Source organism: Kitasatospora sp. NE20-6 (genome assembly GCF_045862635.1).
On the sequence record NZ_BPRL01000005.1, the window covers coordinates 198,188 to 221,562 of the forward strand.

Annotated in this window: 24 protein-coding genes and 1 tRNA gene; 9 read left to right on the forward strand and 16 right to left on the reverse strand. The window is 74.7% G+C overall.

Annotated features, from left to right (window positions below; genetic code table 11):
• Positions 1–186 precede the first annotated feature (186 nt).
• Positions 187–260, forward strand: a tRNA-Ile gene (locus tag SNE206_RS06425).
• Between the two features lie 161 nt (positions 261–421).
• Here SNE206_RS06425 and SNE206_RS06430 read toward each other — a convergent pair.
• The 4 genes from SNE206_RS06430 to SNE206_RS06445 all read right to left on the reverse strand — a co-directional run bounded on the left by SNE206_RS06430 (position 422) and on the right by SNE206_RS06445 (position 4,937).
• Positions 422–661, reverse strand: a complete 240-nt coding sequence (locus tag SNE206_RS06430; RefSeq protein WP_407912370.1) for a hypothetical protein — start codon at positions 659–661, stop codon at positions 422–424.
• A 71-nt stretch (positions 662–732) separates the two neighbouring features.
• Positions 733–2,058 (reverse strand): diaminopimelate decarboxylase, encoded by a 1,326-nt coding sequence (locus SNE206_RS06435; RefSeq protein WP_407912371.1) that lies wholly within the window; start codon positions 2,056–2,058, stop codon positions 733–735.
• Between the two features lie 284 nt (positions 2,059–2,342).
• A complete protein-coding gene (locus tag SNE206_RS06440) occupies positions 2,343–3,977 on the reverse strand; it encodes a PucR family transcriptional regulator (protein ID WP_407912372.1) in 1,635 nt (544 codons plus the stop codon).
• A 150-nt stretch (positions 3,978–4,127) separates the two neighbouring features.
• Positions 4,128–4,937: a polysaccharide deacetylase family protein gene (locus SNE206_RS06445; protein WP_407912373.1), complete on the reverse strand. Its 810-nt coding sequence runs from the start codon at positions 4,935–4,937 to the stop codon at positions 4,128–4,130.
• 280 nt (positions 4,938–5,217) lie between these two features.
• On the opposite strand from SNE206_RS06445, the gene SNE206_RS06450 reads away from it, so the two are divergent.
• The 3 genes from SNE206_RS06450 to SNE206_RS06460 all read left to right on the forward strand — a co-directional run bounded on the left by SNE206_RS06450 (position 5,218) and on the right by SNE206_RS06460 (position 7,458).
• A complete protein-coding gene (locus SNE206_RS06450) occupies positions 5,218–5,685 on the forward strand; it encodes a hypothetical protein (RefSeq protein WP_407912374.1) in 468 nt (155 codons plus the stop codon).
• A 140-nt stretch (positions 5,686–5,825) separates the two neighbouring features.
• Positions 5,826–6,527 (forward strand): class F sortase, encoded by a 702-nt coding sequence (locus SNE206_RS06455; RefSeq protein ID WP_407912375.1) that lies wholly within the window; start codon positions 5,826–5,828, stop codon positions 6,525–6,527.
• A 22-nt stretch (positions 6,528–6,549) separates the two neighbouring features.
• On the forward strand, positions 6,550–7,458 hold the full coding sequence (locus tag SNE206_RS06460) for a 1-aminocyclopropane-1-carboxylate deaminase/D-cysteine desulfhydrase (protein WP_407912376.1): 909 nt from the start codon (positions 6,550–6,552) through the stop codon (positions 7,456–7,458).
• On the opposite strand, the gene SNE206_RS06465 is transcribed toward SNE206_RS06460, so the two are convergent.
• Both SNE206_RS06465 and SNE206_RS06470 read right to left on the reverse strand, forming a co-directional pair.
• Positions 7,445–8,959, reverse strand: coding sequence for an LCP family protein (locus tag SNE206_RS06465; RefSeq protein ID WP_407912377.1), 1,515 nt, complete (start codon positions 8,957–8,959; stop codon positions 7,445–7,447). The genes SNE206_RS06460 and SNE206_RS06465 overlap by 14 nt on opposite strands.
• Positions 8,960–9,129: 170 nt before the next feature.
• Entirely contained in the window at positions 9,130–9,588 is a 459-nt protein-coding gene (locus tag SNE206_RS06470; RefSeq protein WP_407912378.1) for a MarR family winged helix-turn-helix transcriptional regulator, read from the reverse strand.
• A 106-nt stretch (positions 9,589–9,694) separates the two neighbouring features.
• Between SNE206_RS06470 and SNE206_RS06475 the strand changes: the two genes are divergently transcribed.
• Both SNE206_RS06475 and SNE206_RS06480 read left to right on the forward strand, forming a co-directional pair.
• Positions 9,695–10,714 (forward strand): NADP-dependent oxidoreductase, encoded by a 1,020-nt coding sequence (locus SNE206_RS06475; RefSeq protein ID WP_407912379.1) that lies wholly within the window; start codon positions 9,695–9,697, stop codon positions 10,712–10,714.
• A gap of 339 nt (positions 10,715–11,053) precedes the next feature.
• Positions 11,054–11,548, forward strand: a complete 495-nt coding sequence (locus tag SNE206_RS06480) for a DUF3145 domain-containing protein (protein WP_407912380.1) — start codon at positions 11,054–11,056, stop codon at positions 11,546–11,548.
• A 22-nt stretch (positions 11,549–11,570) separates the two neighbouring features.
• Here SNE206_RS06480 and SNE206_RS06485 read toward each other — a convergent pair whose 3' ends face one another.
• The 6 genes from SNE206_RS06485 to SNE206_RS06510 all read right to left on the reverse strand — a co-directional run bounded on the left by SNE206_RS06485 (position 11,571) and on the right by SNE206_RS06510 (position 17,207).
• Entirely contained in the window at positions 11,571–12,137 is a 567-nt protein-coding gene (locus tag SNE206_RS06485) for an exonuclease domain-containing protein (protein WP_407912381.1), read from the reverse strand.
• A gap of 109 nt (positions 12,138–12,246) precedes the next feature.
• Positions 12,247–13,515 carry a beta-ketoacyl-ACP synthase II gene (fabF, locus tag SNE206_RS06490; RefSeq protein ID WP_407912382.1) on the reverse strand — a complete coding sequence of 423 codons (1,269 nt, stop codon included), beginning with the start codon at positions 13,513–13,515 and terminating at the stop codon, positions 12,247–12,249.
• A gap of 117 nt (positions 13,516–13,632) precedes the next feature.
• Positions 13,633–13,875, reverse strand: a complete 243-nt coding sequence (locus tag SNE206_RS06495; protein WP_100890366.1) for an acyl carrier protein — start codon at positions 13,873–13,875, stop codon at positions 13,633–13,635.
• A 75-nt stretch (positions 13,876–13,950) separates the two neighbouring features.
• The gene (locus tag SNE206_RS06500; RefSeq protein WP_407912383.1) at positions 13,951–14,982 is read right to left on the reverse strand and encodes a beta-ketoacyl-ACP synthase III; all 1,032 of its coding nucleotides are present in this window, start codon (positions 14,980–14,982) and stop codon (positions 13,951–13,953) included.
• Positions 14,979–15,920 carry an ACP S-malonyltransferase gene (locus SNE206_RS06505; protein WP_407912384.1) on the reverse strand — a complete coding sequence of 314 codons (942 nt, stop codon included), beginning with the start codon at positions 15,918–15,920 and terminating at the stop codon, positions 14,979–14,981. Before SNE206_RS06505 ends, SNE206_RS06500 begins: the two co-directional genes overlap by 4 nt.
• Before the next feature lie 90 nt (positions 15,921–16,010).
• Entirely contained in the window at positions 16,011–17,207 is a 1,197-nt protein-coding gene (locus tag SNE206_RS06510) for a PucR family transcriptional regulator (protein ID WP_407912477.1), read from the reverse strand.
• A gap of 239 nt (positions 17,208–17,446) precedes the next feature.
• Between SNE206_RS06510 and SNE206_RS06515 the strand changes: the two genes are divergently transcribed.
• The gene (locus SNE206_RS06515) at positions 17,447–18,223 is read left to right on the forward strand and encodes a pirin family protein (protein WP_407912385.1); all 777 of its coding nucleotides are present in this window, start codon (positions 17,447–17,449) and stop codon (positions 18,221–18,223) included.
• Positions 18,224–18,280: 57 nt separating this feature from the next.
• Here the strand turns inward: SNE206_RS06515 and SNE206_RS06520 are convergent, their stop codons facing one another.
• A complete protein-coding gene (locus SNE206_RS06520; RefSeq protein WP_407912386.1) occupies positions 18,281–19,114 on the reverse strand; it encodes a serine hydrolase domain-containing protein in 834 nt (277 codons plus the stop codon).
• Between the two features lie 154 nt (positions 19,115–19,268).
• Here SNE206_RS06520 and SNE206_RS06525 point away from each other — a divergent pair, with 154 nt between their 5' ends.
• Together SNE206_RS06525 and SNE206_RS06530 are read left to right on the forward strand one after the other, a co-directional pair.
• Positions 19,269–19,775, forward strand: coding sequence for a MerR family transcriptional regulator (locus SNE206_RS06525; protein WP_407912478.1), 507 nt, complete (start codon positions 19,269–19,271; stop codon positions 19,773–19,775).
• Positions 19,772–20,776, forward strand: coding sequence for an aldo/keto reductase (locus SNE206_RS06530; protein WP_407912387.1), 1,005 nt, complete (start codon positions 19,772–19,774; stop codon positions 20,774–20,776). The genes SNE206_RS06525 and SNE206_RS06530 overlap by 4 nt, the downstream gene beginning before the upstream one ends.
• Positions 20,777–20,786: 10 nt before the next feature.
• Here SNE206_RS06530 and SNE206_RS06535 read toward each other — a convergent pair whose 3' ends face one another.
• From SNE206_RS06535 to SNE206_RS06545, 3 genes are all read right to left on the reverse strand, one after another.
• Complete coding sequence (locus SNE206_RS06535) at positions 20,787–21,968, reverse strand: alpha/beta hydrolase (RefSeq protein ID WP_407912388.1); 1,182 nt, start codon at positions 21,966–21,968, stop codon at positions 20,787–20,789.
• Positions 21,969–22,120: 152 nt separating this feature from the next.
• Positions 22,121–22,471 (reverse strand): MmcQ/YjbR family DNA-binding protein, encoded by a 351-nt coding sequence (locus SNE206_RS06540; protein WP_407912389.1) that lies wholly within the window; start codon positions 22,469–22,471, stop codon positions 22,121–22,123.
• 36 nt (positions 22,472–22,507) lie between these two features.
• On the reverse strand, positions 22,508–23,200 hold the full coding sequence (locus SNE206_RS06545; RefSeq protein WP_407912390.1) for a TetR/AcrR family transcriptional regulator: 693 nt from the start codon (positions 23,198–23,200) through the stop codon (positions 22,508–22,510).
• Positions 23,201–23,375: the final 175 nt, after the last annotated feature.

The following is a 23,375-nucleotide window of genomic DNA, read 5'->3' on the forward strand; positions in this document are numbered from 1 at the left end:
GGTCGGCGGCTCCGCCAGATCTGCGGGCGGGGCGTGGCGGGTCGGCGGCGGAGGCGTGCGCGGGCGTACCCGGATGCGTACCCGGCGCGCATTCCGGTTGATCGACCGGCTATGCTGCCGGTGACGGCCCTGAGGGGCCGTCTGCTGCTGCGGGGGCCTTCGCGCCGACGCGGCAGGCCGGATCGGGGGGCGGTAGCTCAGCCGGTTAGAGCAGGGGACTCATAATCCCTTGGTCGTGGGTTCGAGTCCCACCCGCCCTACCTCCGAAGCCGACGGGACGTCAGCCCAGAAGGGCGCCCGGACAGTCAGGGCGGCCCGCTGCCCTTGGAACTGTAGACCAGGCCGCAGCCCGGGTGCCGCACGCAACGCCGAGATTCACCCGTCGGTGGACGCGGCGCCGGACGGTGGACGCGGCCGACCGTCAGGGCCGCCCCCGGCGGGCACCGCGGAACACGGCCGGCTGCCGCTGCATCAGCCCCAGCGCGACGCCGCCCGCACCGGCGAGCACCTCCAGCACGGTGGCGGTGGGAACGCCGGCCGCCGAGAGGGCCGAGGCGAGGACCAGGACGGCGACGACCACGACGTGGTCGGTCGGCCGGAACCGGCGGCCGGGCGGGGTCGGGGCGGACGGCGGCGTCGGACGGCGGCGGGAACGACTCATGATGGCCCTCGGATGTTGGCGACGTGGGGATCGGTGCGGCGGACGGAGGCGGGGCGGAGACTCCTCGCGGGTCACCCACCGGTCCGGTCCAGGAGCTCCTCGACGGTCTGCGCCCGCCGCAGCAGGCTGAACCGCACGGTGCCGTCGGCGGCCACGGTGGCCCCGTGCACGGCCGGTTCGAGCAGGCTGTTGTAGCCGAACGGGGTCGACGTGTAGTACGCGCCGGTGTCCAGCAGCGCGACGATGTCCCCGGGCTCCAGCCGCGGCAGCGGACGGGCCCGCGCGACCAGGTCGCCGGCGAAGCAGGCCGGTCCGGCGACGTCCTGCTCGACCGGTTCGCCGTGCTTCTCCGCCCCGGTGGCGTCGTGGGCGCTGATCCGCAGCGGCCAGGAGTCCGGCGCGAAGACCGTCCGGGTGGCCACCTGCACGCCCGCGAAGGTGAGGGCGATCGCCCGTCCGCCGGAGCTCTTGGTGTACTCGACGTACGCGGCCGTGAAGCCGGCCTTCGCCAGGACCGAGCGGCCGAACTCGGTCACCACCTGGAACTCGCCGGAGAACAGGGCCGGCGCGTGGGCCCGCAGGCGTTCCACGTACGCGTCGTAGCCCGGGTCCGCCCGGTCGCTGTCGAAGTCGACCGGCAGGCCCCCGCCGATGTCCAGGCCCACCACCCGGCGGTGGCCGAGCTCGCTGTTGATCTTCTGGGCGAAGCCGAGGGTGGCCGCCACCCCCTCCGCCATCAGGTCCAGGGGGCAGCCCTGGGAGCCGACGTGGCAGTGCAGCCAGGTGAGCCAGGGCCGGTCGCGGAAGGCCGCGACCAGCCGCTCGGCGTTGCCCTCGTCGGCCAGGGCGATGCCGAACTTGGAGGTCGTGGTGGCGGTGCTCATCGCGCCGATGGAGCCGCCGCCGATCTGCGGATTGACCCGGACGCCGATCCTGGACCGGCTCTCCGGGGCCCCGGGGTCCGCCAGGATCTCGTCGATCCGGTCCAGCTCCTGCCAGTTGTCGACGTTGATCGCCACCCCGAGCTCCAGCGCCTGCCGCAGCTCGCGGCGGGTCTTCGCCGGGGAGTCGAAGACGATCCGCTCCGGGGCGAAGCCGGCGGCGAGGGCCTGGGCGAGCTCGCCGGGGCCGGCCACCTCGCAGCCCATCCCGAGGTCGCGCAGCCGCCTCAGCACCGGGACCAGGCAGTTGGCCTTCGCCGCGAAGGTGTGCAGCACCTCGTGCGGGCCTTCGAACGCGCGGTGCAGCGCGTCGACGGTCGCTGCGACGGCGTCGAGGTCGATGAACCCCGCGAGCAGCGCTTCCCCGGGATCGAGGAGCCCTTCGCGGACGGCCGCCCGGAGGACGAGCTCGCGCCGCTCGGGGCTCAGGAAGGCGGTCGGCCGGGAATCGGTCATGGTGTCACGCTCCGCTGGGTCGTCCTGGTGGCACGACCCCGGGAACTCCGGCGCCGTGCCATCAGACTGCCCGTCAGGAGGCGGTCGCGTCTTCGTCCCCCCGCCCGGCTTCGCGGGTGCCGGCCGTGCCGGCGGCCGACGACGGGCGGCCGCCGCCCTCCGGCGGTGCGGCGCGACGGCCCGGGGCCGTCGGAGCCGGGCCGCCCGCCGGCGGGGCGCCCCGCCGGCCCCCCGTCGTGCCGCACGACGAACGCGGGGCGTCCTCCTCGTGCCGGGTGACGACGTCAGACCCCGTCGCCGGCCTGCAGGCCGAGCAGCCGCAGCTGGAGCTGGGCCAGCAGCCGGGCGTCGGGGTCGTCCAGGTCGATGCCGCTGACCTTCACCACCGTCTGGTCGAGGCGGTGGGCGAAGGTGGTCCGGGCGACCCCCAGGGCGTCCGCGGCCTTGGACTTCTCCCGCGCGTGGTCGAGGTAGGCGCGCAGCGTGTCCACCAGCGCGGTCTCGTTCCTCTCGACCAGCCGGTCCACCGGTGTCGTCACCGGCGGGCGTTCGTCCCGCAGCGCTTCCACGTAGTGCAGCAGCGCCACGGCGCCGGCGACCTCCCCGACCCGCGCGCAGTCGTGGCCCGCCCGGCCGAACAGCAGGCCGCCCAGCGCCAGGTCGGCCGTCCTGCGGGAATCCGGCGCCCGGTCGAGGCTCTCCTGGACCTCGCCGATGCCGATCCGCACCCGAAGCTCCAGCTGCTTCGACAGGTCCCGGGCCAGTGACCGGGCCAGCCGTGCGACGTGCTCCTCGGCCTGCGCCGCGTCCTTCGCCAGGCCGCCGAGCAGCACCAGGGCTCCCCGGTCCGAGGGCACGACGGCCAGCAGGTGGCCGGGGTGGGCGCAGTGCCGGAACACCAGCGGGGCGAGCCGGTTGCGGACCGCGTCGCCCGCCCGGCCGGGGGCGGTGCGGACGGACAGCACCGCGCACCGCTCCGCCGACGGGAGTCCGGTCCGCCAGGACAGCAGTTCGGCGGAGCCGCGGCCGTCCAGCAGGGCCCGTGCCTCCTCCAGCAGTTGCTGGTCCTGTCCGGCCCGGCGTGCGCGGTCGTTCAGCAGGTGGGCCGCGGCCGTGTGCGCCGCCGCCTGCAGGGCCTCGGTGGCGGTGGCCACCGACAGGGGCTCCCCGTCCGCCGCCACCCAGATCGAACCCAGGGGCACCTCGCCGGCCCGCACCAGCACGATCAGGCGTTCGGGGGTCGCCCCCTGGGCCTTGCGGTACAGCACGCCGGTGGACTTCCAGAGCTGCCGGAAGAAGCCGGCCTTCTCCATGTCGGCGAGCCGTCCCTCCGGCGGCTTGCCGCCGAGGATGGTCCACACCCGGACGGGGTCCGCGCCCTGACCGGTGGGGGAGTAGGCGAGGACGTTGGAGTCCAGGTCCTCGATCGTCACCGATCCGCCGACCCGGAGCGCGATCGCCTTGGCCAGTTCGCCGAGGTTGCCCAGCGGCACACCGGTGAGGCCCGGTTCCTTCGCCACGGACAGCCCGGCGTGCAGCATGCCGATCGCGGTCGGCCAGTCGGTCCACCAGCCGCGGAAGAGCACGGCCGTCCCGGCCTCGGCGGCGGCCTCCCGCAGCGCCTTGTTCCGGGCCTCCGCCCCTGTCGGGGGGAGCACCACCCCGGCCGCCCCGGCGCTTCCGGCCCTGCGCACCAGGGCGACGGCCTCCTCGGAGTCCGGATCGACCCCGACCGCGACGAGCAGGTCCCCCGGGGACTCCTGCGGCTCCAGCGGGTCGAGCAGGACCACCCGTCTGACGGTGCCCCCCTCTCCCGGCGGTGCGGCGCACAGCTCGACGAACCTCTCTCCCACCAGTGCCAGCAGCCCCTTCAGGGTCTGTCCCGGCTCCGGTCGGCCCCACTGCTCCGCGTCCGACATCGGCAGCTCCTCCCCAGGCCCGCACCTTTTCCTGACCCGGCGTCAGTTCGCGCCCGGTCCGCCCCCGTTCCGTGCAGCCTAGTGTCGCGGCCGCCCGGCCGACCCGCCATGCGTCCGAAGGATCCCGGCCGTCCGGCGCCGGGGGGACGGTCACTGCGGGGCGGTGAACCGGTACCCCTCGTCGAGCAGGACGGGCAGGTAGGTCTCCAGGGCCGCGATGGTCTGCGAGCGGTCGCCGCCGCCGTCGTGGTTGAGCACGATCGAGCCCGGGCCGATGGCGGCCAGCACCCGGGTGGTGATGAGCGAGGTGCCGGGCCGGGACCAGTCCTGCGGGTCGACCGACCAGCCCATCGGCCGCATGCCGAGGTCGGCGCAGACCTGCAGCGAGACGTCGGACCAGTCGCCGCCGGGTGCGCGGAACCACGTCGGGGTGCGGCCGGTGGCCTCGCCCAGCAGGTCCGACGTGCGCCGCAGCTCGTCGCGGATCTGCGTCTCGGTGACCGACCGGAGGTCGGGGTGGGTCCAGGTGTGGTTGGCGATGTGGTGGCCCTGCCGGGCGATCTCCCGGACGAGGGCGGGCTGCCGGGCGGCGTTCTCGCCGATCAGGAAGAACGTGGCGCGGATGCCGTACTTGTGCAGGATGTCGAGGACGAGCGGGGTGTGGACGGGGTCGGGTCCGTCGTCCAGGGTGAGGGCCACCAGACGGTCGTCGGCGGCGAGCGAGAACAGCGGGTTGCTGAGGCTGCGGGGCTGCGGGGGCAGCGGGGTCGGGGCCGGGCCGGTGGAGGTGGCGGGGGAGGCCGGGGCCGAGGGGGGAGTCGGGGTGCCGGGTGCGGCGGAGGGGGCGGCGCCGTCCCCGCCGTCGACGGCGGGGAACTCGCAGCCGGACATGGAGAGCAGGCCCAGCCCCGCGACGGCCAGGAGCAGACGACGGGTAACAAGCTGATGATGTGACAACATGATCAATGGATGCCCGGGGCCGTCCGGCAGGAGCGGCAGCACCGCCCAGCTACACCCCAACGGCCCATTCGGGTGCCACCCGCCCCCGCCCGCGCGGCACCGCGACACTCCGCCGCCCGCCGGGCGCGCCACGGACTGACGCCCCGTCCGGCCGCCCCGGCCGCCCGACCGGTGCGGTGGCGGCCTGACGGCGTGTGAACGACGGTGAGGAAGGCGCGTCCGCGATCCCCTGCGCCGGCACGGGCCGGCACTCGCACGGAGGCGCCGGAAGGACCACCCCATGCTGTCCAAGCGCATCCTCCTCGCCGGAGCGGCTGCCTCCGCCGCCCTGGCCATCGCCATCCCGGCCGCCTACGCCGACCCGCCGGCCGCCCCGAAGGCGGACGACCAGAGGGTGTGGCAGGAGCCGGCCGAGAAGGCCCCCGCAGGCGGCTCCGATTCCGGCAAGGAGGCCGCGGGCAAGCCCGCTGCCGAGAAGCCCGCCGCCGAGAAGCCCGCGGCAGAGAAGCCCGCCGCTGCCGACGAGAAGTCCGACACCAAGGACAGCGGCACGGCGAAGGAGCACAGCGAGGCCAAGGCCGAGGACGTCTGGGCGGAGAAGGCCCCGCACGGCGGCGTCCACACCGGCGGCGGCGCGCTCGCGGTCTCCGGCGGCGGTCTCGCCACCGGCGCCGCCCTGCTCGCCGGCGGTCTCGGCGTCGGCGCGGTCGCCCTGCGCCGCCGCCGCCCCACCGGCGCCCAGGTCTGACCCGTCCACCCCCCGCGGTAGGAACCGGCCCGCCCGACCGGTCCCGCCGCCCCACGGCCGCGTCCGGCCGCGCCCGTCCCGGAAGCCGGGCGCGGCCGGACGCGACACCCCCCGCACCACCCAGGAGAGGCCGACGTCCGATGAGCAGGCAGACACCCGACCCCCAGGCCCGCACGGACCTGCCCGCAGCGGACGGAAGCCGCGGCGCCCTGCGCTGGGCGATGGGACTGGCGGCGGTCGGACTGCTCGTCATCTACCAGTCGGTGGAGACGACCCCCGCCGCCCCCCGCTCCGCGAACAGCAGCGCCGCCGTCGCGAGCGCCTCCCCGCCGCCGGTGGTGCTGCCCTCGCCGACCGGCCGGACCGCCCCCGCCCTGCCGCGCTCACGGCCCGCCCGGCTGCGCATCCCGCAGCTGTTCGTCGAGGCGCCGTTCACCGACCTCGGCCTCACCCCCGACGGCGCGCTCGCCGCCCCGTCGACGACCGACCGCAACCTCGTCGGCTGGTGGAAGGACGGGCCGACCCCCGGCGAGCGCGGCCCCGCCGTGGTCGCCGGCCACGTCGACACCACCACGGGCCCCGCGGTCTTCCTCATGCTGCACGTGCTGCTGCCGGGCAGCAGCGTCGAGATCACCCGCGAGGACGGCACGGTCGCCGTCTTCTCCGTCGACTCCGTGCAGACGTTCCCCAAGAACGCCTTCCCCGACCGGGCGGTCTACGGCGCCACCTCCGACGCGCAGCTGCGCCTGATCACCTGCGCCGGGGAGTACGACCGCAAGACCCACGACTACAGCGACAACGTCGTGGTCTTCGCCCACCTGACGTCCTCGCGCCCGGCCTGACCGGCGCCCCTATGCTGGCGTGATGCTCCTGCCCGCCGCCCTGCCGACCCCGCTCACGGCGGTCGCCGACCCGGTGCTCGCCCGCGCCGGGGTCGAGCTGCGGCTCAAGCGCGACGACCTGCTGCACCCGGCCGTGCCCGGCAACAAGTGGCGCAAGCTCACCCCCAACCTGGCGCACGCCCTCGCCGAGGGCCGCACCGCGGTCGCCACCTTCGGCGGCGCGTACTCCACCCACCTGCGCGCCACCGCCGCCGCGGCCCGCGCCCTCGGCCTGGCCTCCTTCGGGATCGTCCGGGGCGGGGAGCTCGCGGACCGGCCCCGCAACCCCTCGCTGGCGGCCGCCGAGGCGGACGGCATGGAGCTGGAGTTCGTGGACCGCGGCGCGTACCGGGAGCTCGCCGGGACGGGCGGCGGGCCGTACGCCGAGCGGTGGGGGAACTGCCTGGTGCTGCCCGAGGGCGGGTCGAACGCGCTCGCGGTGCACGGCACCGCAGCCCTGCCGGGGGAGCTGCCCGACCTCGGCCCGCACGACGTGGTGTGCTGCGCGGTCGGCACCGGCGGCACCCTCGCGGGGATCGCGGCCGGGCTGCCGCCCGGCGCCCGGGCGCTCGGCGTCGCGGTGCTGCGCGGCGAGGGCTACCTGGAGGGCGAGGTCGACGCGCTGCACCGGGCGGCGTACGGGCGCACCTTCGCGAACTGGCGGATCGACCACGGCCACCACGGCGGCAGGTACGGCCGGGTGCCGGCCGCGCTGGAGGAGTTCGCGGCCGGCTTCGAGCAGCGGCACGGTGTGGGCGTCGAGCGCCGGTACGTGGCCAAGGCCCTGCACGCGGTGTACGGCCTCGCGGCGCAGGGCGCGCTGGCCGGCGGCACCCGGGTGACGCTGGTCGTCACCGGGCTGCCGGACGCCGTCGCGGTCAGCCGTAGCTGAGGTTCGAGCAGAGGTCGCTGTCGGCCGGGCGGGCGTTGTCGGTGATCCCGCTGGGCAGGGTGGTCGGCAGGGTGACCGGGCCCGCGGTGTCGCCCGAGGCGTGGTCCTGGCCCAGCGTCAGCACCAGGCCGCCGGCGGAGGCGTCCGCCTTCACGGTGGCGCCGGGGTAGAGCGCGGCGAGCTGTTCGGCGGCGGCGCGGTGGCCGGCGGAGTAGCCGACGACGCTGGCGGACCGCCCCTTGGCGTCGGCGCCGACGGTGAGGTTCCGGTAGCCGTGCGAGGCGAGCGCGGTGGCGGCCCGGCCCGCGCTGCCCGCGGCGCCGGAGGCGTTGTGCACGGTGATGTGCACGGCGGTGGCGTTCGGCGCGGGGGTGCCCGTCGCACCGGGCGCGGCGGAGGGCGTCGAGCCCGCGGAGACGGAGGCGGAGGGCGAGGCGGTAGGGGAGGCGGTCGGGGAGCCGGTGGGGCTGCCGTCCAGGGTGCGGTCCTGGCGCAGGATCTCCCAGAGGGTGTCGACGTCCGGGTGCACGAGGGCGACCCGGGCCCCGGCGTACTCCCACGGGACGGTGACGAAGGTGATGTCGGCGAGCTCGATGTCCTGCAGCGACTGCGCGAAGGTGGCGAGCTTCATGGCGCTGCCGAGCTCCTGGTCGACGGTCAGCGACCGGGTCGCGGCGTCGGCCAGCGGCAGCAGGGTGGTGAGGTCGAAGCCCCGCGACCGCACCTTGTCGATGAGGGAGGACAGGAAGGCCTGCTGACGCTTCATCCGGCCGATGTCGGAGCCGTCGCCGAAGCCGTGCCGGGCCCGGACGTAGTCGAGGGCCTGCTTGCCGCTGAGGGTCCGGCGCCCCTTCTCCAGGTGTATGCCGTAGGAGTCGACGTCGGCCGGCACGCAGACGTCGACGCCGTGCACCGCGTCGGTCATGGCGGCGAAGCCCTTGAAGTCGACGACGACGGTGTGGTCGATCCGCAGACCTGTGAGGGCCTCGACGGTGTTCTGGGTGCAGGCCGGGTTGCCCTGCGGGTCCTGGCCCACGGTGAAGGCCGAGTTGAACATCTGGTCGGTGCGCGGGTTCGTCCAGGAGCCGTTCGGGAGCTTGCAGGGCGGCACGGTGACCAGGGTGTCGCGGGGTATCGAGACGCCCACCGCGTGCTTGTGGTCGGCGTAGACGTGCAGCAGGATCGCGGTGTCGGAGTGGCCGACGCCCGCGTCACCGCCGCCGAGCGAGCCGTTGCCGTCCGAGCGGGTGTCGGAGCCGAGCAGCAGGACGTTGACCGGGCGGCCGCCGCCGGGGACACCGGACGGGACCGGCGCGACGGGCGGGCGGCTGGTGGCCACCCCGTCCGCCGAGAAGGTGCTGATGTTCTGGTCCAGCCGGTGGTAGAACCACGCGCCGGCGCCGGCGGTGGCCAGGACCAGGACGGCCGCGGTGGCCCCCGCGGCGCGCGCCAGGCGGCCCGCGCGGCGGGTGGCCGTCGCGGGCCGGCTTCTCTCGGTCATCACTCTGCAGCTCTCTGTACGGCCGTGGGGGGCCAGGCAGGGGGGAGTGGCCGGCACCACTCTGTGCCTCCACTACTGAGACGGCCTGGCGGGCCGTTCGGTTACACGCGGATCCGATCCCGGGCGGGTCTTCCCGGCCCGAACCGGATCGTGCCACGTGCCCGCGGGGCTCAGCCCGCCGGGGTCGCCGCGCCTTCCAGCATGCGGCGGAGCAGGTCGCGCAGCTGCAGGCGCTCCCCGGGTGCGAGGGCGGCCAGCGGCTCCCGGGCGAAGTTGAGGGACTCGCGCAGCTCGGCGGAGGCGGCGGACCCCGCGACGGTGGCGGCCACGAGCTTCACCCTGCGGTCCTGCGGGTCGGCCTCGCGGGTGACGAACCCCCGGGTCTCCAGACGGTCGACGATGCCGGTGACGTTGGACGGCTCGCAGCTGAGGGTCTGGGCGATGTGGCGCATCGGCATCGGGCCGCGCCGCAGCAGGGCGAGCACCTTGGCCTGGGCCCCGGTGAGCGACCGGGCGGCGGCCGCCTCCTCGTACTCGCGGTGGAAGAGCCCGACCAGGTTGGCCATGAGGTCGGTGACCTCCAGCGTGATCGGGTCGATGGGCGGCGGCTGCGTCTCCATGCGACCCATGGTACCTGAACATTTGACAATGTGAACTATTCATGTCCACGATTGCTTCAGTAGCTCAACCTTTCACGTCGACCAGCGATACGACGGACGATACGGAGACCGCGTCATGGCAGAGCAGGACATCCCGACCACCGGCCGCGAGTGGCACCTGGCGGCCCGCCCCGACGGCTGGCCGGTGCCCGCCGACTTCGCCCTCGTCGAGGCACCGGTGCGCCGCCCCGGCCCCGGGGAGATCCTGGTCCGCAACGCCCACCTCTCGGTCGACCCCTACATGCGCGGGCGGATGAACGACGTCAAGTCGTACGTCCCGCCGTTCGCCCTCGGCGAGGTGATGGACGGCGGTGCCGTCGGCGTCGTCGTCGCCTCCGGGGCGGAGGACTTCGCCGTCGGCGACACCGTGCTGCACGGGCTCGGCTGGCGCGAGTACGCGACCCTGCCGGCCGCCCGCGCCGTCCGCGTCGACGCCGGCCTCGCCCCGCTCCCGTACTACCTCGGGGTGCTCGGCATGCCGGGCCTCACCGCGTACGCCGGCCTGCTGGAGGTCGGCTCCTTCCGTGCGGGCGACACCGTCTTCGTCTCCGGCGCCGCCGGGGCCGTCGGCTCGCTCGTCGGCCAGATCGCCCGGCTCAAGGGCGCCGCCCGCGTGATCGGCTCGGCCGGCTCCGCCGCCAAGGTCGCCACCCTGGTCGACGACTACGGCTTCGACGCCGCCTTCAACTACAAGGACGGCCCGGTCGCCGCCCAGCTCGCCGCCGCCGCGCCCGACGGGATCGACCTCTACTTCGACAACGTCGGCGGCGACCACCTGGAGGCCGCGATCGGCGCGCTCCGGCTGCACGGCCGGGCCGTGCTCTGCGGCGCCATCGCCCAGTACAACGCCACCGGCGCGCCGGCCGGCCCGCGCAACCTTGCGCTCGCCATCGGCAAGCGCCTGCGCCTGCAGGGCATGCTGGTGGGCGACCACGCCGCGCTGCAGCCGCAGTTCACCGCCGAGGTCGCCGGCTGGCTCCAGGACGGCAGCCTGCGCTACGACCAGACCGTCGTGAAGGGCGTGGAGAACACCGTGGAGGCCTTCCTCGGCCTGCTCCGCGGCGACAACACCGGCAAGATGGTCGTCTCGCTCTGACGGCCGGTCATGTCGTCCGCCCCCACGGCCCGCGCCGTGGGGGCGGTTCGCGTACGGGGGTGCGGCGGCCGCGGGGGCCGGCCGACGGAGTGTCGCCGGGCGTGCCGGGCGACCGGATCGGACGCGGCCGGGCCGCATAGGTCCGTTCGGGGGAGAGCACCTGCGGAGGGGTGGACCTCGTGCGGGATTCGACTAGCATGAGGTGAAAGCTTGTCCGTTTTGCTCAATTTGATTACCTAATGTCGAGTAAGTTGAGCTTCACGGTAGTACTCCGAACCTGCCGGCCACGGCACGAGGCAGCTGGGGAAGGCGACCCTCGTCCACAGCCTGGAGGTCCCGGTGACGACACGTGGTGTGCTGTACATCCACTCCGCGCCCCGCGCGCTGTGCCCGCACGTCGAATGGGCCGTCGCGGGGGTGCTCGGCGTGCGGGTCGGCTTCGACTGGATCCGCCAGCCCGCCGCGCCCGGCCACTGGCGCGCCGAGCTCTCCTGGCAGGGCGAGCCCGGTGCCGCCTCGCAGCTCGCCTCGGCGCTGCGCGGCTGGCAGCTGATCCGCTACGAGGTCACGAGCGACCCCTGCGCCACCGCGGAGGGCGAGCGTTACAGCTCCACCCCGAGCCTCGGCATCTTCCACGCCGTCACCGGCCTCCACGGCGACATCCTCATCCCCGAGGACAGGCTCCGCGCGGTGCTGCTGCGGGTCAAGACCGAGGGCGGCGACCTGGAGTCCGAGATCGCCCGGCTCCTCGGCAAGCCCTGGGACGACGAACTGGAGCCCTTCCGGTACGCCGGCGACGGCGCCCCGGTGCGCTGGCTGCACCAGGTGGTCTGACCCGGCGTCACTCCGCCAGGCGTCACTCCGCCTGGGGCCACGCGCCCCGGGCGTCCAGCGCCAGCACCAGGGCGGCGATGTTCCAGGCGTCGTCCTCGCCGCGGTGGTGGCGGCCCTCCAGCGGCAGCCCGGCGACCTGCAGCGCCTGCGCCATGCCCGGGCGCCTGCGCAGCCCGTACGCCCCGGTGAAGACCGCCTTCGCGTTGGTGTGCCGCCGGCCGAAGGGGTACGCGGTGCGCGTGGCCCCGCACTGCCGGGTGAACTGGTGCCGGTCGTAGTCGCCCCAGCTCGCCCACGGCCGCTCGCCCGCCCGGTGCTCGGCGGCCAGCAGCCGGCAGGCCTCGGCGAACCCGAGGCCGGTGTCGACCTCGGCCTGGGTCAGGCCCGTCAGCTCCGTGCAGAACGCGCTCACCGCGGAGCGCACCGGCCGCACCAGCACCCGGTGCCGGCCGACCCGCCCGCCCGTGCCCAGGTCGACCACGGTCAGCCCGATCTCGATGATCTCCGAGACCGCGCCGGGCGGCGGCGCGCCCTCCCAGCAGGTCGCCTCGACATCGACGACGTTCAGCAGATCCCCCGTGCGTTCCATGCCGCCGAGCGTAGGGACCGGCCGGCCGCCGGTCATCCGGGTTTCCGCCGCGCACGCCGGAGGGGGCCGGTGCCCGCGGGCACCGGCCCCCTCCGGGGGCGTCGGAACGTCAGACCGAACGGAACGCGAGGACCACGTTGTGGCCGCCGAAGCCGAACGAGTTGTTCAGCGCGGCGATCCGGCCCGCGGCGGGCAGCGCGCGCGGCTCGCCGCGGACGATGTCGGCGGTGATCTCGTCGTCCAGGTCGTCGACGTTGACGGTCGGCGGCGCGACGCGGTGGTGCAGCGCGAGCACGGTCGCGACCGTCTCGATGCCGCCGGCGCCGCCCAGCAGGTGACCGGTCATCGACTTCGTCGCGGAGATCGCGACATGGCCGAGGTGCTCGCCGAGCTCCTTCTGCAGCGCCTTGACCTCGGCGGTGTCACCCTGCGGGGTCGAGGTGGCGTGCGCGTTGACGTGCACGATCTCGGACTTGTCCAGGTCGTTGCGCTCGAACAGGTCGGCGATCGCACGGGCGACGCCCGCGCCCGTCGGCTCGGGCTGCGCGATGTGGTGGGCGTCCGAGGACAGGCCCTGACCCACGGCCTCGCAGTACACCCGGGCGCCGCGGGCGGCCGCGTGCTCGGCCGACTCCAGCACCACGATGCCCGCGCCCTCGCCGAGCACGAAGCCGTCGCGGCCCTTGTCGTACGGGCGCGAGGCGCGCTGCGGCTCGTCGTTGTTCTTCGACATCGCCATCATGTTGGCGAAGGCGACGATCGGCAGCGGGTGGATCGCCGCCTCGGTGCCACCCGCGATCACGACGTCGGCGCGGCCCGTGCGGATCATCTCGATCGCGTAGCCGATCGCCTCGGCGCCGGAGGCGCAGGCGGAGACAGGGGTGTGCACGCCGGCCCGCGCACCGACCTCCAGGCCCACGTTGGCCGCGGGGGAGTTCGGCATCAGCATCGGCACGGTGTGCGGGGAGACCTTGCGGACGCCCTTCTCCTTCAGCACGTCGTACTGGTCGAGCAGGGTGGTGACGCCGCCGATGCCGGAAGCGACCACGGCGCCCAGGCGCTCGGGGGCCAGCTTCGACGACTCGTCGGTGGCGGGGGTCTCGTAGCCCGCGTCGGCCCAGGCCTCGCGGGCGGCGATCAGCGCGAACTGCGCCGAACGGTCGAGCTTGCGGGCCAGCGGGCGAGGCAGCACCTCGCCCGGCTCGACCGCGGTGCGCGCGGCGATCCGGACGGGAAGGTCCGCGGCCCACTCCTCGGTCAGCGCGGCCACGCCGGAACGGCCCTCCAGCAGGCCCTCCCAGAACGAGGCGGCGTCGCCGCCCAGCGGCGTGAAGGCGCCGATACCCGTGACGACCACGGTGCGGTTTTCAGCGGTCACTGGTTTCTTCTTCTCTCACGTGTGCAGGGGGTGGCGGAGGGCCGGGGGGTGGCCGGCCGGAGCGGGTCTCCCCGCCCCGGCCGGCCGCGTCGGCCGGCAGCGCCGGCCGACGCGGGGTCAGGCGTTGGCGAGGATGTAGTCCACCGCGTCGCCGACGGTCTTGAGGTTCTTGACCTCGTCGTCGGGGATCTTCACGTCGAAGCGCTCCTCGGCGGCCACGACGACCTCGACCATGGAGAGCGAGTCGACGTCCAGGTCGTCGGTGAAGGACTTGTCGAGCTCGACGTCCTCGGCCGGGATGCCGGCGATCTCGTTGACGATCTCGGCGAGACCTTCCAGAACCTCGTCCTTGGTAGCCATAGCGGCTGCTCCTCTTCAGTGGTGAGAGCGCACGGTCCGGCGGACCGGCGCGGGTACGGGGGGAGGCTGTGAAGCCTAGGGGAGAGTAACGACTGCGGCGGCGTACACGAGACCCGCCCCGAAGCCGATGATGAGCGCCAGATCGCCGCTCCTGGCCTCGCCGCTCTCCAGCATGCGTTCCATGGCGAGCGGGATCGACGCGGCGGAGGTGTTGCCGGTCTCGGCGATGTCGCGGGCGACCGGCACCGACTCGGGGAGCTTCAGGGCCTTGATCATGGCATCCGTGATGCGCATGTTCGCCTGGTGCGGGATGAAGGCGCCGAGCTGGTCGGCGGTGATGCCGGCGGCGTCGAGGGCCTGCTGCGCCACCTTCGCCATCTCCCAGACCGCCCAGCGGAAGACCGTCTGGCCCTCCATGCGGAGCGCGGGCCACTTCGCCTCGTCGCCGACGCCGTTGACGGCGTCCTCCTTGGCGAACGCGGTGTCCCAGGCCTGGGTCTGCGAGATGACGTCGCGCTGGGAGCCGTCCGACCCCCATATCACCTTGCCGATGCCGGGGGTGTCGGACGGGCCGACGATCGCTGCACCGGCGCCGTCGCCGAAGATGAACGCGGTCGAGCGGTCCGAGGTGTCCGTCAGGTCGGAGAGCCGCTCCACACCGATCACCAGCACGTACTCGGCGCTGCCGCCGCGCACCATGCCGTCCGCCAGGCCCAGGCCGTAGCCGAAGCCTGCGCAGGCCGCGGAGATGTCGAACGCCGGGGCGGTGCCGCAGCCGAGGCGGTCGGCGATCTCGGTGGCGACCGCGGGCGTCTGCTTGAGGTGCGAGACGGTCGCGACGATCACGCCGCCGATCTGCTCGGACGTGATGCCGGCCTGCGCGATCGCCTTGCCGGCGGCCTGCACCGACATCTCGGCGACGCTCTCCTCCGGGCCGGCCCAGCGGCGCTCGGAGATGCCGCTGCGGCTGCGGATCCACTCGTCCGAGGACTCGATCCAGTTGAGCACCTCGGCGTTCGGGATCACCCGGACCGGACGGTAGCCGCCGACCCCGAGGATGCGCGAGAACGCTGCGCCGGTGGCGGGCTTGATCTGGGGCGCGGTCATGCGTTCGTCTCCTCGGCGCCGTGTTCCGCGACCAGGCCACGGGCCTTGTCGAGATCGGCAGGGGTCTTGAGGGCCAGCGTCGCCACGCCCTTGATGTTGCGCTTGACCAGGTTGGTGAGCGTGCCCGCGGGGGACAGCTCGATCACCGCGGTCGCGCCGAGCTGCCGGAGCGTCTCCATGCAGAGGTCCCAGCGGACCGGGTTGGACACCTGCGAGACCAGACGGGCCAGCACCTCGGCGCCCGAGCCCACGACCTCGCCGTCCTTGTTGGACACGTAGGCGACCACCGGGTCGGCGACCGTCAGGCCCGGCGCCAGCTTCTCCAGCCGCGTCACACCGGGAGCCATGTGCTCGGTGTGGAACGCGCCGGCGACCTTCAGCGGGATGAGCCGCGCGCCGGCCGGCGGGTCCGCCTTCAGCGCGTCGAGCTGCTCCAGCGTGCCGGCCGCGACGAGCTGCCCGCCGCCGTTGTTGTTGGCCGCGGTCACCCCGTGCTCGGCGAGCTTGGCGGCGACCGCCTCCGGGTCGCCGCCGAGGACGGCGGTCATGCCGGTGGCGGTGACGGCGGCGGCCTCGGCCATGCCGAGGCTGCGCTCGCGGACGAACGCCAGCGCGTCGTCGGCGGTCAGCACGCCGGCCAGGGCGGCCGCCGTGATCTCGCCGACGCTGTGGCCGGCGACCGCGCCGGTGAGCGCGCGGAGGTCGGAGCCGGCGAAGAGCGCACCGGCGGTGACGAGACCGGCGGCCACCAGCAGCGGCTGCGCCACCGCGGTGTCCTTGATCTCCTCCTCGGTGGCCTCGGTGCCGTAGCGGACGAGGTCGAGACCGGCGACCTCCGACCACTGCCGCAGCCGGTCGGCGGTGCCGTCCAGTTCGAGCCAGGGGCCGAGGAAGCCGGGGGTCTGGGCACCCTGTCCAGGGGCGACGATTACGAGCACGGTTCAACCCTCTCTCGCCAGGCACCCGCGAACGGGTAGGCGACGACAACGAAGAAAAGCACGCCGGATTGTGCAGTCCCTACAGCGAGGTCAGCTCTGGGCCCGGACCACGCCGAGACGGCCCAGCGCAAGGGCGATGCGCAGGGTGAAGGCCGAACGTACGTCGGACGGAGCATAGCCCGTGACGTCAGTCACACGACGCAGCCGGTAGCGCACGGTGTTCGGGTGGACGAAGAGCATCCGGGCCGCCCCCTCCAGGGACGACGCCTGCTCCAGATAGACACTCAGCGTCTCCAGGAGTGCCGACCCGGCCTCGTCGAGCGGTGTGTAGATCTCCTCCACCAACTGCCGCCGCGCCGCCTGGTCGCCGGCGAGCGCCCGTTCGGGCAGCAGGTCGTCGGCCAGCACCGGCCGCGGCGCGTCCGGCCACGCGGCGCACGCCTTCAGGCCGGCCGCGGCGGCCTGCGCGGACCGCGTCGCGGACAGCAGGTCCGACACGGTCGGGCCGACCACCACCGGGCCCGGCGCGAACTGCCCGATCAGCGCCTTCGCGGTGTGCACCGGCTCCTTGTCGCCGCCCACCACCACGACCAGCCGCCGGCCCAGCACCCCGGTGAGCACCTGCAGCTTGGCGTAGCGGGCGGCCCGCCGGATCGCCTCCACCACGGCCTCGCTGTCGCCGTCGGGGGCGCTGCCCATCACCACCCGCACCTGACTGGGCTGCCCCCAGCCCAGGGCGGCGGCCCGGGAGAGCACTCCCTCGTCGGCGTCGCCGGAGAGCAGCGAGTTGACGACGAGCGCCTCCAGCCGGGCGTCCCACGCACCGCGGGCCTCCGCGGCCTGCGCGTACACCTGGGCCGTGGCGAAGGCGATCTCGCGGGCGTACACGAGCACCGACTCGCGCATGCCGTCCTCGTCGCCGGGCGCGGCCACCTCCTCGATGGCCTCCTCCATCACCTCGATCGTGGTGCGGATCAGCTCGACGGTCTGGCGCAGCGTGATCGCCCGGGTCAGCTCGCGCGGGGCGGTGCCGAACACGTCGGTCGAGATCGCCTGCGGCGCCTCCGGGTGGCGGTACCACTCGGTGAACGCGGCGATGCCGGCCTGCGCGACCAGGCCGATCCACGAGCGGTGCTCGGGCGGCATCCGCCGGTACCACGACAGCTGGTCGTCCATCCTGGAGATCGCCGCGGTGGCCAGCTTGCCCGAGGACTTCTCCAGCCGCTTCAGCGTCGCGGCGCGCAGCTCGGCGCGTTCGGCGGCCAGCTTCCGCTCCTGCGCGGTCAGCCTGCCGCCCCTGGCCGGACGCGGCGCCTCGGCGTCCGGGGCCGCCCTGCGGGAGGGGGTCTTCCTGTCGGCCGCCTTCTCGGCAGCCTTGTCGGTCGCCTTCGGGTCGGCGGGGGCGCTGTCGGGTTTCGCTGAAGGGGCTGGCACAGGACAAGACTGCCTCACCGTACGGCGTGCTCGTGCACAGCCCCCGCCGGTCGTGCCCGGCGCGGCGCCCCGGACCGGCTACCGTGAACCGCGTGACCGAGACCCGAGACCGCGGCCGCGCCGACCTCCGCCGGGCCCCCGAGCGCTACCGCTCGACGCCCGCCGACGGCATCGAGACCCGCCACGCCTTCTCCTTCTCCGGGCACTACGACCCGAAGAACACCCACTTCGGTGCCCTGCTCGCCTGCAACGAGGAGACGCTCGCACCCGGAGCCGGGTTCGACGCGCACCGGCACCGCGACACCGAGATCCTCACCTGGGTGCTGGAGGGCGCCCTCGCGCACCGCGACGGCGACGGGCACGCCGGTGTCGTCCGCCCCGGCATGGTGCAGCACCTCAGCGCCGGTTCGGGCGTCACCCACAGCGAACGCAACCTCGGCGGGGCCACCGGGCCCGTGCGGTTCGTGCAGATGTGGCTGCAGCCGGACGTCTTCGGCACCCCGCCCGCGTACGGCCTGCGGCGGGTCGCCCCCACGGCGGACGGCCCGACACTCCTCGCCTCCGGCATGGACCGTGACGCCGGGTCGGACGCGCTGCGGCTGCGCCGCTCGGACGCTGCGCTGCACCTCGTCACGGCCGGCCCGTGGGAGCCGCTGCCCGCACTGCCCGAGGCGCCGTACCGCTACGCGCACCTCACCGCGGGCTCGCTCGGCTACCGCACGGTGCCCGGCCCGCAGGGCGGCGGGCGTTCGCTGGAGCCGGGCGACGCGGTGCGGATCACCGGTGAGGCGTTCGCGGACCCGACGGCCGGGCCGGACGGCGCCGAACTGCTGCTGTGGGAGATGCACTCCCCGCTGCGCTTCGGCTGACGCGGGCCGCGGGCCCCGACCTGCTGGGCGGAGGCCGCCGGCCCGCCGCCGCGGCCCTCAGCCGCGCAGTTCCGCGAGGACGGCGTCGGTGAACCGCGGCCACACCTCGGCCGCCCACGGGCCGAAGTCACGGTCCGTCAGGGCGATGCAGGCGACGCCGGCGGCCGGGTCGACCCACAGGAAGGTGCCGGACTGGCCGAAGTGCCCGAAGGTCTCCGGCGAGCTGGTGGTGCCCGTCCAGTGCGGGTCCTTGCCGTCGCGGATCTCGAAGCCGAGGCCCCAGTCGTTCGGGCGGCGGTGGCCGAAGCCGGGCAGCACGCCGCCCAGGCCGGGGAAGGCGACCTCGCGGGTCGCCCGGTGCACCGTGGAGGCGTCCAGCAGGGTCGGCGCCTGGAGTTCGGCGGCGAACCGCGCCAGGTCGGCGACGGTGGAGAGGCCGCCCGCACCCGCCGGGGCCCGGTGCGCGGTGTTGAGCAGGGTGGACTTCATGCCGAGCGGTGCGAAGACGGCCTCGGCCGCGTACTGCGCGAACGGGATGCCGGAGGCCTGCGCGAGGGTGTCGGCGAGCACGTCGAAACCGGCGTTGGAGTAGAGCCGCCGGGTGCCGGGCCCGGCGGCCGTCCGGCGCTCGTCGAAGGCGAGTCCGGAGGTGTGCGCCAGCAGGTGGCGGACGGTCGAGCCCTCCGGGCCCGCCGGGTCGTCGAGCTCGAAGACGCCCTCCTCGACCGCGACCAGCACGGCGTACGCGGACAGCAGCTTGGTCACGGACGCCAGCGGGAACAGGTGTTCCTGGAGCCCGTGCGACCCCACCACGGCGCCGTCCGCGCCACGCACCACCGCGGCCGCCGCGTTCGGCACCGGCCAGTCCTCGATCATCCGCAAGCTCTCCATGCGCCGACGATAGCCGTCCGGCCCGGGGCGGTGCGTGGCAGGCTTGCCTGGAGTGCACTCGAACTCGCTAGCGTCGTAGCCGTCGCCGACCAAGGGGGGCACCGTGACACCGTCCGCACCGACCACCGACGATCCGCCCGTCTGCGGGACCGACCTGCGGGAGGTCCTGGACCACGCGCAGTGGCGCACGATCGGCGAGGTCTCGGCCTCGACCGGTCTGACCGCGCACACCCTGCGCTGGTACGAGCGGATCGGCCTGCTCGACCCGGTGGACCGCTCGCACTCGGGGCAGCGCCGCTACAGCGAGGCCGACCTGGCCCGGCTGGCGTTCCTCGGGCGGCTGCGGCTCACGGGCATGCCGGTGGCGGACATGCTGCGGTACGTGGAGCTGGCCCGGGAGGGCGACCACACGGAGCTCGAACGGCGGGACATCCTCGTCGCCCAGCGCGAGGAGGTGCGGCAGCGGATCGCCGACCTGCACGCCACCCTCGCCGTCCTCGACCACAAGATCGACGTCTACGCGTCCCACGTGGCCGCCGCGGCAGGCCCGGCCGGAGTCCCGGCAGCCGTCGCCTCCGGGACGACCGCGCCCGGCCCGGCCGCGCGGACCAGGACGCAGCCCGACACGACCGTGACCGACAGGAAGCAGAAGAGCGCATGAGCATCCCCACCGCACAGCTCGGCACCGGCGGACCCGCCGTCGGCATCCAGGGCCTCGGCTGCATGGGCATGAGCGAGTTCTACGGCCCGACCGACACCGCCGAGGCGCTCGCCACCCTCGACACCGCCCTCGACCTGGGCGTCACCCTCTTCGACACCGCCGACATCTACGGCAGCGGCCACAACGAGGAGCTGATCGGGCCGTTCGTCCGCAAGCACCGCGACCGCGTCGTGCTGGCCACGAAGTTCGCCATCGAACGCCGCGCCGACGACCCGTCGTACCGGGCCGTCCGCAACGACCCGGCGTACGTCCGCGCCGCCGTCGACGCCTCCCTGGAGCGGCTCGGCGTCGACGTCATCGACCTCTACTACATGCACCGGCGCGACCCGCAGGTGCCGCTCGCCGACTCGGTCGGGGCGATGGCCGAACTCGTCACGGCCGGCAAGGTGCGCCACCTCGGGCTCTCCGAGGTGACCGGCGCCGAGCTCCGCGAGGCGCACGCCGTGCACCCGATCGCGGCCGTGCAGTCCGAGTGGTCGCTCTTCTCCCGCGACGTCGAGCGCAGCGCGGTGCCGGCCGCCGCCGAGCTCGGTGTCGCCTTCGTGCCGTACTCGCCGCTCGGCCGCGGCTTCCTCACCGGCGCGTTCGCGGCCGCCGAGGAGCTCTCCGAGGGCGACTTCCGCCGCTACCACCCGCAGTTCTCCGGCCCGAACGCGGCGGGCAACGCCGCGCTGCTGGAGCCCGTCCGCACGATCGCCGCCGACCGCGGCGTCACCGCCGCCCAGGTCGCGCTGGCCTGGGTGCACCACCGGGCGGGCGTGCACGGCCTGACCGTGGTGCCGATCCCCGGCACCCGGAAGCGCACCCGGCTCGCCGAGAACACCGCCGCGGCCGAGCTGGTGCTCACGCCGGCCGAGCTCGCCGCGCTGGAGCCGATCGCCGGGCAGGTGACCGGCACCCGCTACGCCGACATGTCGTCCACCGCGGCCGCCCGCGAGTGACCTGCCGGGCTCAGGGCTGCTGGAGGGCGACGTCCTGGTAGTCGCCGAGGGCGACGGCGCCGAAGTTGTGCAGGCTGCCGGTGCCCTCGGCGAAGTAGCCGGTGTGGCCGACGGAGCCCTGCGAGGACAGCTCGACGGCGCCGAACTCCCGCGTCGTCGGGTCGGTGCCGTGCCCGAGCCCGCCGAACTCCAGGTACGGCACGTTGCCGATCCAGTCGGTCGGGTTGCGGGCCGCCCACACCCGGACGCCGGGGCCGAGCTCGGCCGCGGCGTCCACGCCCATGCCCGGGCTGCCGAACACGACGACGTCGGTGGTGCCGTTCTCCCGGATGCCGGGCGCGGCCGTGCCGCACACCACCGACCCGTACGAGTGGCAGAGCAGCGTGGGCGGGACCGCGGCGTGCCCGGTGACCTTCAGGCCGGCGAGCAGGCGCAGCAGGCGGGGGGCCGCGGCCTCGGCGAGCCGGGCCGTCACGGCGTCCGGACCGAACCCGGACGGGGTGACGTACCCCGTCCACGCGACCACGGCGGTGCGGCTGCCGGGCTGCTGCCGCCGCTCCTCGGCGAGGAGCGCCCGCGCCATGCCGGTGACGGAGCGCAGCGGGTCGCCGGTCTGGTCGAAGTGCGCGAGGTCGGCGTCCGAGCCGGGCACCAGGACGGCGACGCGGTCGGCGGCCGCGAGGTCGCCGTACACCTCGCTGACCAGGCCGCGGCCGCGCGGGTCGAAGGCGAGGATCTGCCGGCCGGCCTTCAGCAGGCGGCCGGTGTCGGTGGCGCGGACGGCGGCCGCGGCCCGCTCGGCGGCGTTCAGCCCGGTGTCGGCGGCGCGCTCGCGGGCGCGGTCGCGCTCGGCGGCGACGGCGATCCGGTTGGCGCGGTAGCGCAGGGCGGGAGGGACGCCGTCGAGGTTGCCGACGACCAGGGGGTACGTCTCGGCGAGGTGCTGCTGCTCGGAGTCGGCGAGGGTGGCGAAGAAGGCCGCGACCGACGGTGCGTCGGCGGTGGCCGGGTCGGGCAGGGCGCGGCCCACGGACTCGTCCTCGACCCAGGCGGCGGCGCCCGCGGGCGGCGAGGTGATCGCGACCTGCTCGTTGGAGGCGGCGGCCTGTGCGGCGGCGGCGCCGGCGTCGAGCAGGACCGCGGAGGCGGCGAACGCGCCTATCAGCATGCGCTTGACCCGCCTGCGCTGCATGGGCGACTCTCCCTCGGGGCCGGTGACCGGTGACAGCGGGCGGGGCCCGACGGGTACGACTGCTGTGCCAGCCAGGGTAGAGGCGCCCCGGCCGGGGTGAGCAGAGTCTAAACCGTGGGATGAGTCACACGCGCGAGGGACCTGGTGTGGCGTCAGGTTGCCCGATCGTCGTCGAACTTCCGGACCGTCCGCTTGGGCGCGGTGCTGCGCCACGCCTCGATGACGAGTTCGCGGAGCTCCTCGGTTCCCACCCGGCCGAGGTCGACCAGCACCCAGCCGTACCGGCCGACGTAGGGGGCCGCCGCGTACGTCCCGGGGGCGGCGGCGAGCAGGGCCGCCTGTTCCTCCCGGGTGGCCTTCACGCAGGCCCGGCCGGAGTCGGGGGAGGCCATCGCGAAGATCTTCTCGCCGACCCTCAGCGTCACCTCGGTCTCCCAGGTGAGGCGCTCGGTGGCCGAGGGCAGGGCGAGGCCCATCTCCAGGAACTGGTCGAACGTCACCATGGGCGCCAGCCTAGGCGGGCCCGCCGACGGCGGGGGTCATCCGCGCCAGGAGCCGGCGAGCGCGGGGCCGAGCTGGTCGCAGTGGCGCTCGATGGTGGCGATCATGCCGGACGGCCCGGCCTCGTGGGCCGCCGTGTCGGAGGTCCACGAGAGGTGCGAGACCCGGACGACCGCGCCGAAGGCCGCGGCCAGCACCCGGGGGCGCAGGTCGGTGCGCGGATCGAGGCCCTCGCGTTCGGCGAGGACGGCCGTCACCACGCCCTCCTGCTCGATGGTGCGCCGCAGGTGGGCGGCGAGCAGCACGGGGGTGCTCTCGATCAGGTCGATCAGTTCCAGCGCGGCCTGGACGCCGTGGGGGCCGCTGCCGGCGTCCCGGCCGAGCCCGTCCCACGTCTCGGTGATCGCCGCGCGCATGGCTTCCAGCGGGGTCTCCTCCGGGGGGCGCCGGCGCAGGCGGTCGACGAAGTGGTCCTCGGCGTCGGCGAGGACCGCGAGGGCGACCTCCTCCTTGCTCCCGAAGTAGCGGAAGAAGGTGCGCTGGGAGACGTCCACCCGGGCGGCGATCTCGTCGACCGTGGTGCGGGCGAAGCCCTGGCCGAGGAAGAGTGCGTGCGCCGCCGCGACCAGGGCGTCCCTGGTGCGCTGCTTCTTCCGCTCGCGCAGCCCGAGGACCCGGCAGTCGGCCGCGGCCGGCTGTTCGGTGCGGACGGTGGTGGGCGGCGGGGCCATGCAGGGCGCCTTTCGTCACAGAGCGGGACGGACACCACGATAGCGGTTCTGTCATATGACAGTCCCTGGCGTACGTCATGAATTGCCGAATGTCAGCAGCTGACATAATGTTCCGCGGTGTGTGGCGCCCGCGGCCGGACAGCTCGTGGGGACGGGTGGGCCCCGGGCGCCATCC